This window comes from Halobacterium jilantaiense, from assembly GCF_900110535.1.
GTDB lineage: Archaea > Halobacteriota > Halobacteria > Halobacteriales > Halobacteriaceae > Halobacterium > Halobacterium jilantaiense.
The window spans coordinates 1,232,053-1,244,279 of sequence record NZ_FOJA01000001.1 but is presented as its reverse complement, the minus strand read 5'-3'; the positions used below and the strand labels follow the sequence as shown (position 1 = coordinate 1,244,279).

17 protein-coding genes are annotated in these 12,227 nt (G+C 71.7%); 4 read left to right on the top strand and 13 right to left on the bottom strand.

What is annotated here, in order from left to right; translation table 11 throughout:
* Positions 1-20: 20 nt before the first annotated feature.
* On the top strand, positions 21-701 hold the full coding sequence (locus BMW35_RS06400) for an MBL fold metallo-hydrolase (protein WP_089668546.1): 681 nt from the start codon (positions 21-23) through the stop codon (positions 699-701).
* 57 nt (positions 702-758) lie between these two features.
* On the opposite strand, the gene BMW35_RS06395 is transcribed toward BMW35_RS06400, so the two are convergent.
* From BMW35_RS06395 to pth2, 9 genes are all read right to left on the bottom strand, one after another.
* The gene (locus tag BMW35_RS06395; RefSeq protein ID WP_089668545.1) at positions 759-998 is read right to left on the bottom strand and encodes a DUF3194 domain-containing protein; all 240 of its coding nucleotides are present in this window, start codon (positions 996-998) and stop codon (positions 759-761) included.
* 7 nt (positions 999-1,005) lie between these two features.
* Positions 1,006-1,380 (bottom strand): prefoldin subunit beta, encoded by a 375-nt coding sequence (locus tag BMW35_RS06390; protein WP_089668544.1) that lies wholly within the window; start codon positions 1,378-1,380, stop codon positions 1,006-1,008.
* A gap of 117 nt (positions 1,381-1,497) precedes the next feature.
* Positions 1,498-1,755 carry a KEOPS complex subunit Pcc1 gene (locus BMW35_RS06385; protein ID WP_089668543.1) on the bottom strand — a complete coding sequence of 86 codons (258 nt, stop codon included), beginning with the start codon at positions 1,753-1,755 and terminating at the stop codon, positions 1,498-1,500.
* A gap of 2 nt (positions 1,756-1,757) precedes the next feature.
* Positions 1,758-1,892: a DNA-directed RNA polymerase subunit P gene (locus BMW35_RS06380; RefSeq protein WP_089668542.1), complete on the bottom strand. Its 135-nt coding sequence runs from the start codon at positions 1,890-1,892 to the stop codon at positions 1,758-1,760.
* Positions 1,893-1,894: 2 nt separating this feature from the next.
* On the bottom strand, positions 1,895-2,182 hold the full coding sequence (locus tag BMW35_RS06375) for a 50S ribosomal protein L37ae (RefSeq protein ID WP_089668541.1): 288 nt from the start codon (positions 2,180-2,182) through the stop codon (positions 1,895-1,897).
* A gap of 185 nt (positions 2,183-2,367) precedes the next feature.
* Positions 2,368-2,550, bottom strand: a complete 183-nt coding sequence (locus BMW35_RS06370; RefSeq protein ID WP_089668540.1) for a hypothetical protein — start codon at positions 2,548-2,550, stop codon at positions 2,368-2,370.
* Between the two features lie 83 nt (positions 2,551-2,633).
* Positions 2,634-3,356: a DUF2103 domain-containing protein gene (locus BMW35_RS06365; RefSeq protein WP_089668539.1), complete on the bottom strand. Its 723-nt coding sequence runs from the start codon at positions 3,354-3,356 to the stop codon at positions 2,634-2,636.
* Between the two features lie 56 nt (positions 3,357-3,412).
* On the bottom strand, positions 3,413-4,717 hold the full coding sequence (gene truD, locus BMW35_RS06360) for a tRNA pseudouridine(13) synthase TruD (protein WP_089668538.1): 1,305 nt from the start codon (positions 4,715-4,717) through the stop codon (positions 3,413-3,415).
* On the bottom strand, positions 4,717-5,055 hold the full coding sequence (gene pth2, locus BMW35_RS06355) for a peptidyl-tRNA hydrolase Pth2 (RefSeq protein WP_089670366.1): 339 nt from the start codon (positions 5,053-5,055) through the stop codon (positions 4,717-4,719). The genes truD and pth2 overlap by 1 nt, the downstream gene beginning before the upstream one ends.
* Before the next feature lie 83 nt (positions 5,056-5,138).
* On the opposite strand from pth2, the gene BMW35_RS06350 reads away from it, so the two are divergent.
* Genes BMW35_RS06350 through BMW35_RS06340 form a run of 3 tightly spaced genes read left to right on the top strand, consistent with a single transcriptional unit; the run spans position 5,139 to position 7,279 of the window.
* Positions 5,139-5,753: a YIP1 family protein gene (locus BMW35_RS06350; protein WP_089668537.1), complete on the top strand. Its 615-nt coding sequence runs from the start codon at positions 5,139-5,141 to the stop codon at positions 5,751-5,753.
* A 33-nt stretch (positions 5,754-5,786) separates the two neighbouring features.
* Positions 5,787-6,374: a dCTP deaminase gene (gene dcd, locus BMW35_RS06345; RefSeq protein ID WP_089668536.1), complete on the top strand. Its 588-nt coding sequence runs from the start codon at positions 5,787-5,789 to the stop codon at positions 6,372-6,374.
* Positions 6,371-7,279 (top strand): thiamine-phosphate synthase family protein, encoded by a 909-nt coding sequence (locus tag BMW35_RS06340; RefSeq protein WP_089668535.1) that lies wholly within the window; start codon positions 6,371-6,373, stop codon positions 7,277-7,279. The genes dcd and BMW35_RS06340 overlap by 4 nt, the downstream gene beginning before the upstream one ends.
* On the opposite strand, the gene BMW35_RS06335 is transcribed toward BMW35_RS06340, so the two are convergent.
* From BMW35_RS06335 to BMW35_RS06320, 4 genes are all read right to left on the bottom strand, one after another.
* Positions 7,271-8,032, bottom strand: coding sequence for a DUF7551 domain-containing protein (locus BMW35_RS06335; RefSeq protein WP_089668534.1), 762 nt, complete (start codon positions 8,030-8,032; stop codon positions 7,271-7,273). The two genes, BMW35_RS06340 and BMW35_RS06335, sit on opposite strands and share 9 nt — an antisense overlap.
* Before the next feature lies 1 nt (position 8,033).
* On the bottom strand, positions 8,034-10,475 hold the full coding sequence (locus BMW35_RS06330; RefSeq protein WP_089668533.1) for a DUF5059 domain-containing protein: 2,442 nt from the start codon (positions 10,473-10,475) through the stop codon (positions 8,034-8,036).
* A 104-nt stretch (positions 10,476-10,579) separates the two neighbouring features.
* The gene (locus BMW35_RS06325) at positions 10,580-11,329 is read right to left on the bottom strand and encodes a 4-phosphopantoate--beta-alanine ligase (protein WP_089668532.1); all 750 of its coding nucleotides are present in this window, start codon (positions 11,327-11,329) and stop codon (positions 10,580-10,582) included.
* Positions 11,330-11,380: 51 nt separating this feature from the next.
* Positions 11,381-12,214, bottom strand: a complete 834-nt coding sequence (locus BMW35_RS06320) for a pantoate kinase (RefSeq protein WP_089670365.1) — start codon at positions 12,212-12,214, stop codon at positions 11,381-11,383.
* Between the last annotated feature and the right edge of the window lie 13 nt (positions 12,215-12,227).

Here is a 12,227-nt window from a genome sequence, read left to right as displayed (position 1 = left end):
TCCTGCTGGCAGTTCCGGTAATGACGGCGCAGTTGCCGCCCGGCGTCACTCACGTCGACTGCTCGACTCTCGACATGCCGAACGCTTACGTCGTCGACGACGGCGAGACGACGCTCGTGGACGCCGGGTGGCCAGGTGACGAGTCGACCGTTCGAGACGGCCTGCGCGCTGCCGACGTCGAACCCGGCGACGTCGACCGCGTGCTGCTGACGCACTCCGACGCCGACCACGTCGGCACGCTCGCACGACTCACACCGGAACTGGACGCCCCGGTGTACGTCCACGAACGAGAGGTGCCGTACGTCGCTGGCGACCGGCTACCGCCGTGGACCGCTCGCAACGTCGTCGGGGCGCTCCACCGACTCTACTACCGACGACTCGACCTGCCCGACCTCCCGATTCGAGCCGTCGCCGATGGCGACACCATCGGGGGCTTCCACGCGTACCACACCCCGGGTCACACGCCCGGGCACGTCGCCTACGTCCACGAGGCCCTGTCCGTCGCGTTCCTCGGTGACCTGGTCTACGGACTCGGCGACAGACTGAAACCCACCGGCTGGCTCACGAGTCACGACGCCGCGCGAGTCGAGGACAGTGTCCGGACGCTGTGTCGCCGTGCACCCGACTTCGAGTACGCGTGTCCCGGACACGGACCCCCGCTCGCTGACGGTTCCAACCGGCTCGCCGACGCCCTCCGGTAACCACCAGTCGAGAGCCGTCGCTGGCGAGCGTCGCGAACGGCGAGAAGCTCTCACCGCCTACTCGTCCGCGAACAGGTCGTCGACGGCCGCCTGCGCTGCGAGCGCGCCGTCGTCCGCGACCTGCTCCACGTCGGCGTCCGCGTCCGGGGCCCGGACGTAGATGTCCACGTCCAGCACGCCGTCCTCGAACGTCACCGTGATGTCGAGGTCGTCTACGTCACTGGTCCGCAGCCGGTCGAGGACGAGGCCCTCGGCGGCTTCGGCGGCCGTCTCCACGACCTCCTCGTCGGTCGGCATCTGAGCGTTACGCGCTCGGGCCGCCCATCGCACCGCCAGCGCCACCGAGCATGTCCTGGAGCTCCTCCTGGAGGCTCTCGAACTGCTCCTGGACGCGCTCCTCCTGCTTCTGGAGGGTCTCGACGCGGACCTCGAGGTCGCTGACCTTCTCGTCGAGGTCGTCGTGCGCGTCGTCGTAGCCCGTCTCCACGAGGAGTTCGCCGACCTCGCGGTACATCGTGGTGTCCTCGTCGATGTCGCCGAGCGCGTCGAGCGCCGTCTCGGCCTCGGAGAGCTGCTGCTCGGCCTGCTGCTTCTGGGCCGCGACGTTCTGGGCCTTCTCCTGAAGGTCCTGCAGTGTCTCGAGTTTCTCCTGCGCTTCCGGCGGTAGGTTACCCTGCATACCTATTGGGTCGCGCGCCCGACGGAAAAACCCCCGCTTTGTGGGCGCGCGGCGTCACGTCTCGTCTCCCGCCGTCTCGCGACCCTAAACGGCGTTCTGAGGACCGGACCGTTCGCGTCACTCGGCGCGGCGGCCGGCCGACTCGGCCGCGCGCTCGGCCACCTCGACGAGCGTGAGCCACGTGTTCTGGCCGGCACGCAGCGCCGTCAAGTCCGTGGCGTCGACGGTCACGGTCACGGTGTCGCCGTCGCAGTCGACGACCGCCTCGCTGCGGTCGCCCTCGATGTCGCCCGCCTCGACGGCGACGCTGCTCGCGACGACGGACGCAGCGGCGGGCGAGTCGTACCGGAAAACGAGCTCCGTCGAGTGCGTCACGCCTACTCGACGTTGACTTCCTTCACGTCGCGGCTGCGCTCCTTCAGGAGCACGCGGTGGCCGCAGTACGGACAGCGCACGCCCCCGTACTCGTCGAGTTCGACGTCACGCTTGCAGCGGGAGCACTTGTACGCCATCGTTACTCGTCGTCGCCGTCGGCACTCTCACCGAGCGCGGTGCGAATCGAGCGCGTGACCGTCTTGCCGCCGGGCGTCTGGGGCTGGTACGCTCCGCCCGTGTACTTGTAGTCGCACTTGCCACACTGCCAGATGCCGGTCCCCTGTCGGGAGACCTTGTCGGCACCGCAGTCCGGGCAGGCGTGGTCTTCGTTCATCGTGCCCTCGATGTCGGAGACCCGGCGGCGCGAGACGCGCCCGTAGCGCGCGCCGAACCGGCCGGCACTCCCGGTGGAGCTCTGGTTAGCCATAGTGGCAGCGTCTACCGCCGTCGCGCACATAAACGCTACGAGTTGTGTGCCCGAGTGCAGCGAGGGCACAGGAACGCGAACGGGGCGCGAAGCGACCCGTGAGTCGCGTCCCCGAGCGTAGCGAGGGGACGGAACGAACGAGCGGCCCTGACGAAGTGAGGAGACGACCGAACCAGCCGGGACCGTCAGTCCCGAAGCACGCCGGCTGCGAGGCGGCCGACTATCACGACCGGTAGGACGTACGTGAGAAGAATCGCGAAGATGGCGAGCACGCTCAGGAGGGGATTGCCGCCGCTCTCGGCGGTTTGGATGAACGTCATGACGACGAACCAGAGCGTCGTCAGCTGGATTGTCTTCGAGTCGATCATGGGGACAACAGCCGGTCTGCCGGAGCGCACAAACTGTTTCCGGTCTCGTCGGACACCCGCGTCGGCAGGACCGAACCCCGTCGTCACTCCCGGAGCGCTTCCTCGGTGAGCGCGCCGTTGAGGTCGTCGCGGACGCGCTCGCCGGTCTCGCGGCTCATCGCCGTGGTGACGACGCGGTTCTCCTGCACGCTGGAGCCGTCCCGCACGAGCAGGCGGAGGTTGCCGTTGTCGTCGGCCCGCGTGACCTTCGCGCGAACGCCGGTCCGAGAGCCGGAGCCGCCCGCGTCGATGGGTCCGGGGATGACCTTCTTCACGTTCGGGTGCGCGGCGACGGTGCGGATTGCCTGCTGGCCGTCGCGGTCGCCGATGAGCGTCGAGTGTCGGCCGCCGATTTTCTCGCGGGCGGGCTTGTCGACGACGTCGAGCACGCGGTCGCCGCGGCGGTCCAGCACCGACTCCACGGGGTCGTCGGGCTCGACGCGGTAGACGTCGTGGTGGAGGTCCGCCCGGACGGCGCGGATGACCTCGTGGGCTCCCGCGACGAACACGTCCTCCGGCCGCTTGCGGCGAATCTCGTCCGCGATGCGGCCGGCGAAGTTCCGGAGCTCGATGACCCCGGTCTCGTCGCCGTCCTCTGGCATCGTCGTCACGTCGGTCTGCCCGACCACGTCCTCGTCGTCGAGGAACGTGAGCGTCGCGCGCTCCCGGCTGCAGTCCGCCACGACCGCGTCGCAGTTCCCGGTCCGGCACACCAGGCAGTAGTCGCCCGGCTTCTCCAGCGGCGTGCCGCACCGCGAGCACTCCATACGCTGGAGAAAGCGGTTCGGGGCGCAAAAGCGCGGTGTTTCTCGGGAGGGCGCGCTCAGAGGTCGAGCGGACTCGATTTGAGGAACTCCCGGAGGACCACGGTGGCGTAGCTCCCCGAGGGTAGCGCGAACTCGAACGTGAGCGGGTCGTGGCTGACCGTGAGGTCGGGCCGGAGGAGAATCGCGCGGCGGGTGCCCTCGCTGCTCCAGTCGCCGGGCAGGTCGAAGTCCGCGGGCGCGAGGTCGAGGTCGTCGAGCACACTTCGCGTGATGTCGCCGGGCTCGCCGTCCGCGAACTCGGTGTCGGTGCCGACGAGCGGCGCGGTGACGAACGCGCGGCCGCGCTCGCAGTGCCGCGCCATCACGTCCACGCGGGACTCGGTGACGCGCTGCTCGCGCGAGGAGTCGGGCTGTGCGATCGCCGCGTCGGCGTCACTATCCGCAAACCACACCACGTCGCCCGCGACCGGTTCGTGGAACGGCAGCCCTCGGTCCATCCGCTCGGAGAGAATCCGGTTGAAGGCGTAGGACTGGGCGGCGTTCACGAACAGGCGCTGGAGGTTCGACGGGAACGTCTCGACGGCGTCCCGGAAGCTCCCGCCGTCCGCGAGCTCGTGCAGCATCGTGCGCTCGTAGCGCAGGCGCTGCGGGAACTCCTCCAGAGCCCCCGTCCAGTCGCGGGTGTCCTCAACGTACTCGCGGGCGGCCTGCGAGTCCTCGGGCTCGTGTTCGGTGGGCGCGCCGAGGTACGCCATCGCGGCGGCCTCCCAGTCGTTCCGGAGAATGGCGAGCCCGACCTCGTGGGTGACGGGGCGCTTGCTGCCGAAGCGCTGCTGCCCGAAGAAATTGGGGGCTCCCACGTCACCGCCCGCGAACCCGGCGAGGTCGTCGGCAACGGCGTCGGCCTGCTCCGGGTTCTCTGGCTCACGAACCACTATCTCGAAGGCGTTGCCGGCGAGGTCGCCGAACTCCAGCCCGCGGCCCGCGCGGCCCACGACCTCGATGTCGGCGTCCCGAATCTCGGGCACCTGGTCGGCGTCGAGGTCGCGGACGGCGAACAACTGGGTGGTGACGGCGTGGCGGTCTTTCGTCCCCGCCCACGTCACGCGCTCGCGGCTCATCCCGACGCTGTTCGCGAACTCGCGGGCGAAGTCGTTGGTGTCCCAGCGCCGCAGCGTCGCGCGCACGACCAGCCACGGGTAGTCGCCGGTCGGCGCGTCTGCGGGCTGGGTGTCGAACGCTTCGAGTTCCCGGACGCGGAAGTCCTCGGGTGACTCGCGGAGCGTGCCGCCGGTGCCGTCGCTGCCGCTGGCGTAGTACGCCATCCCGACCTCGCGCTCTATCGGGTGGGCGTCCCGCATCAGAACAGCGAGAGGTCGCCCGTGATTCGGTCGACGTCGGCGTCGGGTGCCGGGCCGATTGCCAGCGCCGTCGGCGTCCCGGGCTCCAGCTGGGTGCGGCCGGCGTCCGAGATGAGGCCCGTCGGCAGTCCCTTGTGCTTGGCTTCCTCGGAGAGTTCGTAGAGCTCGCGCTCGCTGCCGACCTTCACCACGACCTTCGTCTGCCCCTCGTCTTTCCACTGCCGGACGGCTCGGTCGTCGGCGTACTCGTAGGCGTTCAGCGAGGCGTGTGCGACCTGAGCGGCGAGCTTCCCCTGCCCCATCCCGATGTCAGTTCGGGCGGCGATGACCTGTTTCATGTCCGGGCGGACGGTCGGCTCCCGCATAGCGTTGGCTACTCGCGCCCGAAAAGGCGAAGGCGGAGCCGGGCGCAGCCCACCGTATGGCTCCCCGCACTCCCATCCTCCACCCCGTCGCGTACTTCGAGTCCCGTGGCTTCGACCTGTGGCCGGCCGCCGTCGCGGTCGGCGTCGCGACGCTCTCGCTGACCCTCGCGCTCGCCGGCTTCGGCGTCCTGCTCTCCGACAAGCTCGCTGCCGCCGGCCACGGCGACGCCAGCGGCGCGGTCTGGAGCGTTCTCGTCAGCTACCTCGTCGTTGTCGTCGTCGCGATGGTCGTCGGCTGGCTGCTCGCCGCTGGCATCCTCCACCTGCTCGCCCGCGCTGTCGTCGGTCACGACGGCCGGTTCGGGGAGACGCTCACCGTCGTCGGCTGGGGCACCGCACCGACGCTGCTGACGTCGCTGGTCGCGTTCGTGATACTGGCGCTCGCGCTCGACGGCACGACACTGTCCTCGCCAGAGGCGTTCGCCCGGCAGTTCCGCGCGAACGTCCAGAGCGGCAGCGCGCTCTCCCACGCGCTCTCGTTTCTGGTCGCCTGCTGGCAGACGTTCCTCTACGGCCGCGGGCTCGCCGTTGCGTTCGACGACGACAGCGGAACGACGTGGCTGGTCGGCGGCGTCGTCGCGTTCGGCGGCTGGCTACTGGCGCTGTTCTGAACGCTTTTGACGGCCCCGGTCCACAGTCCGCGTATGATACTCTCCGACCGGGACATCCTCGCGCGCCTGGCGGACGGCGACCTCGCCATCGAGCCCCTGGAGGACGTCGACCTCCAGGTGCAGCCGGCGAGCGTCGACGTCCGACTCGGGCGGCGGTTCCTGGAGTTCGAGCGCGCGAACGTCCCCTGCATCCATCCGAACCGGGAGGAGGAAGTCGAGGACTACGTCACCGAGACGGTCGTCGACGACGGCGACGAGTTCGTCCTCCACCCGGGGGACTTCGTGCTCGGCACGACCAAAGAGCGCGTGGAGGTGCCGCCGGACCTCGTCGCGCAGGTCGAGGGCCGGTCGTCGCTCGGCCGGCTCGCCGTGGTCGTCCACGCCACTGCGGGCTTCATCGACCCCGGCTACCGGGGGCAGGTCACGCTGGAGCTGTCGAATCTCGGGAAGGTCCCGGTTGCGCTGACGCCGGGGATGCGCATCAGCCAGCTCGTGTTCACGGAGTTGGCTTCGGAAGCGGACCGGCCGTACGGGAGCGAGCGCGGGTCGAAGTATCAGGACCAGGACGGCCCGCAGGCGTCCCGAATCCGGGGCGACCGGGAGTTCGGTGGCGACCAATGAAGTTCCTCGAGGAGGTCGTCGTCGAGGAGTTCCTGCCGACGTTCCGGTCACTTCTGGCGGCCGACCTGCGGGAGCGCGGGCTCACCCAGCACGAGGTCGCCGAACTGCTTGGCGTGAGCCAGTCCGCGGTCTCGAAGTACGCCCACGGCGACGTGGCGACCGACGACGACATCGCCGCCGACGAGCGCGTTCAGGACACCGTCGAGCGCGTCGGCGAGGGGCTGGCGAGCGGCGACGTGTCTCAGGTGCAGGCGCTCGTGGAGGCCGAGGTGCTCGTCCGCCAGCTGTCGGCTCGCGGCGACCTGCTGGCCGAGCGCCACGAGGCCGCGAACCCCGCGCTCGCGGACTACGACGGCGACTTCCGCGTCCACGACGCCGACAGCGAGGTCCGGATGCGCGAGCAGGTGCTGTCGTCGGTCCGGCGGGGCGTCCGGATGCTCGAACACACGAGCGGGTTCGCGACGCTCATCCCCGCGGTCGGCGCGAACCTCGTGGAGTGCACTGGCGACGCCGAGACGGTAGAAGACGTGGCCGGGGTGCCGGGTCGCGTTCTGGACGTGATGGGGCGCACGGAGGTGCCGGCCGAACCGGACTTCGGCGTGAGCGCGTACGTCGCGACCGTCCTGCTCGCCGCCCGGTCGGCCGGCAGCGACGCGCGCGCGGCGCTGAACGTCTCGTACAGCGAGGACGCGGTCGAGACCCTCGAGTCGGCGGGCTACGAGGCGGTCGAGTTCGACCCGGAGGGCGAGTCCTCGGGGGACGACAGCCACGTGCGGGACGCCGTCGCCGACAGCGAGTCCGTCGACGTGCTCTACCAGACGGGCGGCTACGGCGTCGAGCCCATCGTCTACCTGCTCGCGGACTCCGCCCCGGACGCCGTGCGGATGGCTCGCGAGCTACTCTGAGGCGGTCGCGAGCCCGCGCGGCCCACCGGTCGGCCGGAGGTCGACGCGGTCCGCGACCGGCGCGAACGCCGGCGCGTCGACGCCGTCTGTCGCCAGCAGTGCCACGGCGACCGGCAGCGTCACGGGGCCGCGGTCGCCGGTCGCCGCGGCCGCGAACCGCCAGCCGTCGGTCGTGCGCGTGACCGTGCTGGCGAGGTCGGCGGCAGCGACCGCGCCGAGTGCCTCACCGGGCGTCGCGGCCGAATCGACGAAGTCGACGCGCCCGGCGGCGTCACGCAGCACGGCCGCTTGCTCTGCCGGAGTGAGGTGCGCGTCGAGAGCGTCCGCCGCGCACGACAGCAGGACGACCGAGAGGTCGTCGACGTCCGTCGTGGTCTCGGCGGCCGCGAAGTAGCCGTCGAGGACGGCGCGCTCGGCGGCCTCGTGGCCGGTCGCGGACAGTGCCTCGAACACCGCGCCGACGACGCCGTGGCAAACATCCGACCGGGAGGCGCTCTCGCCGGCCGGCGGCTCCGGCGTCCCGTGGACGACGAGGTCGTACTGGGGAGACCACGGGTCGTAGCGCGCAAGCGTCTCCCGGTAGGCGGTCGCCAGCGAGAGCGCGTCCGCGGCCGTCTCCCGGTCGGGGAAGCGGAGGCCGGCGACCGGGAACGGCTGTTCGCCGGTGCGAGCGCACGCGACGACGAACGCCCCGTCGTCCGTCGCGAGCGCCTCCAGCCGGCTCCGGATAGTCGCCAGGTCGCTGCCGACCATCTCAGTCCTCGACCACCACGGTGCCGACCATGTCGAGCTGTTCGTGGGGGATGCAGTAGTAGCCGTGCTCGCCCGCAGTCTCGAAGGTGCGGACGTAGGACTGCCCGGACTGCACGGCCCCCTCGCCGTTCTCCCAGCCCTCGGCGGCGGCGTTCTGGCTGTCGAAGTCCCCGGACGCCCAGTAGTCGGCACCGTCGGGAAGCTCGTCCTCGTACGCCGTCACGGAGTGCGCTTCGCCCTCGGTGTGCGTCCACGCCACTTTGTCCCCGACGGAGACGGTGAGTTCGGCCGGCTCGAACGCGACGGCGGTCATGTCGACGACGTGGTCGGCGTCCTCGGGGACGCCCTCCACGACGTTCGGGCCGCCGGAGAGTTCGACGTCCTCCTCCCCGCCGCTCTCACTCCCGCCCTCGCCGACGGGTGCCGCGTCGACGTCACCGGCGAGCGCGAACTGCGCCCGCAGCGACGCCCGCGCCACCGCCGACACGTCGCCGTCACCGGACTCCAGCCCGCTGGCGTACGACTCCAGCGCGGACTCGAAGCCCTCGTAGGCGTCGTGGTCGGCTTCCTCCAGCGGCTCGTGTACGCGGGCTCCCTCGAAGTCCCCGAACGCCGCGGTGACGACGCCGGCCGCCGACGCGCCGAGGTCGCCGCCCGCCGCGCCGAGCACGTCGTAGGTCGCCTGGAACGCCTGCCCGCCGAACGACTGGGCGGCGGCGTAGACGTCGCCGCTCCCGCTGGCGGCCGACGAGACGCCGACCAGCGCCTCCTCGAAGGCGTGGTAGGTGTCCTCGCTGGCGTGCTCGACGGCCTCGTGGAAGCCGCCCGCGCCCGCCTCGAAGTGCGCCATCGCGCCGTCGGCCACCGTCGCCGCGCGCTCGCGGCGGTCGGCGGCGGCGAGCGCGGCGGCGTCGAACCCTCGCGCGGCGAGGTACGCCGACTCCCCGCCCGAGACCCGGGCGGTCGACGCGGCCTGCGCGGCGAAGTCGGCGAGCGCCGCCTGCGCGCCGTCGACGTGCTCGGTCACGGCGTCGTCCTCGCCGTTCCGCATCGCGTCCGGCATCGCCGCGAGGTGCTCCTCCTCGAAGGTGTGGTAGAGGTCCTCGCTGGTGTCTTCGAGTGACTCGTGGACGCCGAGTTCGTCGCGCTCGAAGCGCTCGAAGACGGCTTCCGCGACCGACGCCGCGCGCTCCTGTTCGCCCCGGCGGTAGTGCTCGCGGGCGTCACCGAGACGCGCCCGCAGGAAGCCGGCTTCGAGGACGGCGGCCTCGGTGCCGGTGGCGAGCGCGGAGACGCCCGCGACGAGGTTCTCGTCGACCTGCCCGAGCGCGTCGTCGACACCCGACCCGTCCTGGATGGCGGACTGCAGGCTGGCGACGCCGCCCTCGAAGCCCTCGTAGGCGTCGTGGTCGGCTTCCTCCAGCGGCTCGTGGGCCTTCGCGCCCTCGAAGTGTTCGAGGATATCGATGGCCATCGTCGCCGCCTCGTCTGTGGCACCCGCGTCCGCGAGCCACGCCGCGTCCTGTGCTCGCGCCCGGTACGTCGTCAGCACGGCCGCGTGGCCGAACGCCGTCGCGGGACCGCCGAGCGCGGCGAGCGCGGCGGCGTCGTACGCTCTGGACTGCATGCTGGCGACGTGACCGGCCTGCGTGGCAGCTCCCTCGGTGACGGCGTACGAGCCGGCGATGGCCGCCGCCAGCGCCTCGTCAGCGGCCGTCTCTGCGGCCTCGGCGTCCTCGCTCTGGCCCGCGGAGAGCGCGTCGCCGAGCGCGCCCTCGTAGGTCTCGTAGTGGTCGGGCGCGGCGTCTTCGAGCGCGCCGTGGGCGGGCGCGGACTCGAAGTCGGTGAGCGCGGTGTTCGCCGCGACGGCCGCCGTCGTCGACTGTCCGGCCGCGGCGAGCGCGCGAACTGTCGCGGCGCGGTCGGCGAACGCCAGCACGTCGAGGGCGTCTGCGGTCTGGTCGCCGACGAGGCTGCGCTGGGCCGTCCGGAGATTGTCCGCGGCGGCCCGGAACTGCTCGCGCGCGGCACCGTCGTCGCCGGACTCGAGCGCGTCGCGGAGGCCGACGACGCCCTCCTCGAAGCCCTCGTAGGCCTCGGTGCTGGTCGATTCGAGCGTCTCGTGGGCACCGTACTCGCCGTTCGCGGCCTCGAAGTCCTCGAACACCGCCGTCACCAGGCGAGCGCCGGTCTCGCCCTCGCCGGCCGTGCCGAGGGTCGCGGCGTCCGCGAGCCGCGCCCGGTAGACGTTCCACTGGGCGGCCGTCGCGGCCTCGGGGCCGAGGTCGGCCGGTGCGTCCGTGGTCGTCTGTTCGGTCGTATCCGCGGCGGTCGTCGCCGCTTCGGTCTCTTCGTCGTTCGTCTGGTCGCTGCTGCAGCCGGCGAGGCCGACCGCGGCGAGCGTCGCGCCAGTCGCGCGCAGGAACTCTCGTCGTCGGTGCATACGGTTTAGGCTCGCCTAAAGAGGGAAAAGTGGTTCGATTTTTCAGCGCGCCTAAAAACGCGCTGCAGTGTTGCGATTACCGTGCTGAACGCCCGGCTAGCGCGTCACTCTCCGTCCGCAGCGCCCGTCCGGATGCGCTCTTCGGCCGCCGCCAGCGCCGCTTCGCGGTCGAAGTCCTCGACGATGGCTTCGAGTTCCTCGCGGCTCGCGTCCCGCAGGTCGCTGGCGTGGGCGGTGATGTTCGGCACGGCGCGCACGACGTTGTCGACAATCGGCACCGACGCCGTCTGGGGCGACCGCGAGAGCGGATTCAGGTCGATTACGAGTTCGGTCTTCCCCATCTCCGCGAGCGCCTCGGCGCGGTCGCCGTCCTCCAGCGGCACCAGCACCACGTCGGCGTCGTGGATGCCGTCGCTGTCGACTTTCGCGCGCTCGTGGTCCAGCCCCGGAATCCGGGCGTCCGCCTTCGTGCCCTTCACCTCGTCTGCGCCGTGCTCGCGGAGGTAGTCGGCGATGCGCTCGACGCGCTCCTCGGTGCGGTTGAACAGATTCACTTCCAGGTCCGCGCCCGTCGCCTCCGCCAACTCGACGATTTCGTCGGGGACGAGCGCGGCGACGTTGCCGTTCACGGAGAGCACGGCGTGCTCGGCGAGCAGGAGGTGGGCGGCCGCGACGCGCTCGGCCCCGTCCGCGCTCGGGAGCGTCTGCTCGCCCAGCAGGTAGTCGTAGGCCTCCCCGCGGCCCTGGGCGACGAGGCCCTGTCGGCTCGTGATGCCCCGGTCCACGCCGTCCTCGATGCGGTGGCGTGTCACCAGCGAGTCGTGGCGGGGGTGGTCCTCGGGAATCTCGGTCATACTCGGGGGTGGCGGCCGTCCAGCAAAAATCGCCCGCTCTCGGTACGCCCGCTACCGGAGTCGCGCGCCCGCAGCGTGAATCGCGGTGACCTCGGCGTCGTAGCCGGCGTCCGAGAGCCCCGTGCCGAGCGCGAACACCGACCGGCCGAGCATCGCCATCGCCGCCTCCCCGCCGGCGGCCGCGACGGCGTCGACGGCCTCGGCCACCTCGCCGTCCAGCAGGTCGGCAGCCTCGGCGAACCGACGGGACGCCGCCAGCAGCCCCGGGAGCGTCGGCGTCTCCCGGAGCGAACCGAGTGCGCGTTCGCCGGCGTCGTCGAGGGCCTCGGTGCCGCCGCCGATGACCTCGCTCGTGGAGAGCTCGCCGAAGGAAACGTACTCGATGCGGCCCGCCGCCGGCACGCCGTCGAGCGCCCCGACCCCCGGTGCGCCGGGTTCGACCCGGATGGGGACGCCGCCCCGGGCCTGCGCCACCACGTCGCCGAGGCCGGTGCCGGCCTCGACCTCCGCCGCGTGCGCGACGCCCACGAGGTCGTTCTCCGAGCGCTCCCGGCCGAACACGTCGTTCGCGGCGAGCGCGGCCCCGAGCGCCATCGCGCCCGACACGCCGAACCCCGACCCGATGGGGAGGTCGGTCTCAGCCGACACCGCCGCCGTCGCGTCGAGTGCGTCCAGCACGCGTGTGACGCTCTCCACGTCGACCTCGCGGCCGTTCAGCCGGACCGTCGTCTCGTCGCTCGGTACCACCTCGGTCGTCACGCCGTCGGCGAGCGTCACGCCAGCGCCCCGCGACCCCGCCCGCAGCGGGTCGTCCGCCCGGTGGACGCTGAAGAATCCCGTGACGTGTCCCGGCACGAACGCCGCTGCCCCGTCGCCGTCACTCATCGTCTCCACCTCT

Excerpts from the sequence above, each read along its gene's own strand:
- BMW35_RS06395 (WP_089668545.1), bottom strand. The coding sequence starts at position 998 with ATGCCGACCGACGAGGAGGTCGTGGAGACGGCCGCCGAAGCCGCCGAG.
- BMW35_RS06365 (WP_089668539.1), bottom strand. The coding sequence starts at position 3,356 with ATGGAGTGCTCGCGGTGCGGCACGCCGCTGGAGAAGCCGGGCGACTAC.
- BMW35_RS06380 (WP_089668542.1), bottom strand. The coding sequence starts at position 1,892 with ATGGCGTACAAGTGCTCCCGCTGCAAGCGTGACGTCGAACTCGACGAG.
- BMW35_RS06375 (WP_089668541.1), bottom strand. The coding sequence starts at position 2,182 with ATGGCTAACCAGAGCTCCACCGGGAGTGCCGGCCGGTTCGGCGCGCGC.
- BMW35_RS06400 (WP_089668546.1), top strand. The coding sequence starts at position 21 with ATGACGGCGCAGTTGCCGCCCGGCGTCACTCACGTCGACTGCTCGACT.
- truD (WP_089668538.1), bottom strand. The coding sequence starts at position 4,717 with ATGCGGGACGCCCACCCGATAGAGCGCGAGGTCGGGATGGCGTACTAC.
- dcd (WP_089668536.1), top strand. The coding sequence starts at position 5,787 with ATGATACTCTCCGACCGGGACATCCTCGCGCGCCTGGCGGACGGCGAC.
- BMW35_RS06330 (WP_089668533.1), bottom strand. The coding sequence starts at position 10,475 with ATGCACCGACGACGAGAGTTCCTGCGCGCGACTGGCGCGACGCTCGCC.
- BMW35_RS06320 (WP_089670365.1), bottom strand. The coding sequence starts at position 12,214 with ATGAGTGACGGCGACGGGGCAGCGGCGTTCGTGCCGGGACACGTCACG.
- pth2 (WP_089670366.1), bottom strand. The coding sequence starts at position 5,055 with ATGAAACAGGTCATCGCCGCCCGAACTGACATCGGGATGGGGCAGGGG.
- BMW35_RS06340 (WP_089668535.1), top strand. The coding sequence starts at position 6,371 with ATGAAGTTCCTCGAGGAGGTCGTCGTCGAGGAGTTCCTGCCGACGTTC.
- BMW35_RS06370 (WP_089668540.1), bottom strand. The coding sequence starts at position 2,550 with ATGATCGACTCGAAGACAATCCAGCTGACGACGCTCTGGTTCGTCGTC.
- BMW35_RS06390 (WP_089668544.1), bottom strand. The coding sequence starts at position 1,380 with ATGCAGGGTAACCTACCGCCGGAAGCGCAGGAGAAACTCGAGACACTG.
- BMW35_RS06325 (WP_089668532.1), bottom strand. The coding sequence starts at position 11,329 with ATGACCGAGATTCCCGAGGACCACCCCCGCCACGACTCGCTGGTGACA.
- BMW35_RS06350 (WP_089668537.1), top strand. The coding sequence starts at position 5,139 with ATGGCTCCCCGCACTCCCATCCTCCACCCCGTCGCGTACTTCGAGTCC.
- BMW35_RS06335 (WP_089668534.1), bottom strand. The coding sequence starts at position 8,032 with ATGGTCGGCAGCGACCTGGCGACTATCCGGAGCCGGCTGGAGGCGCTC.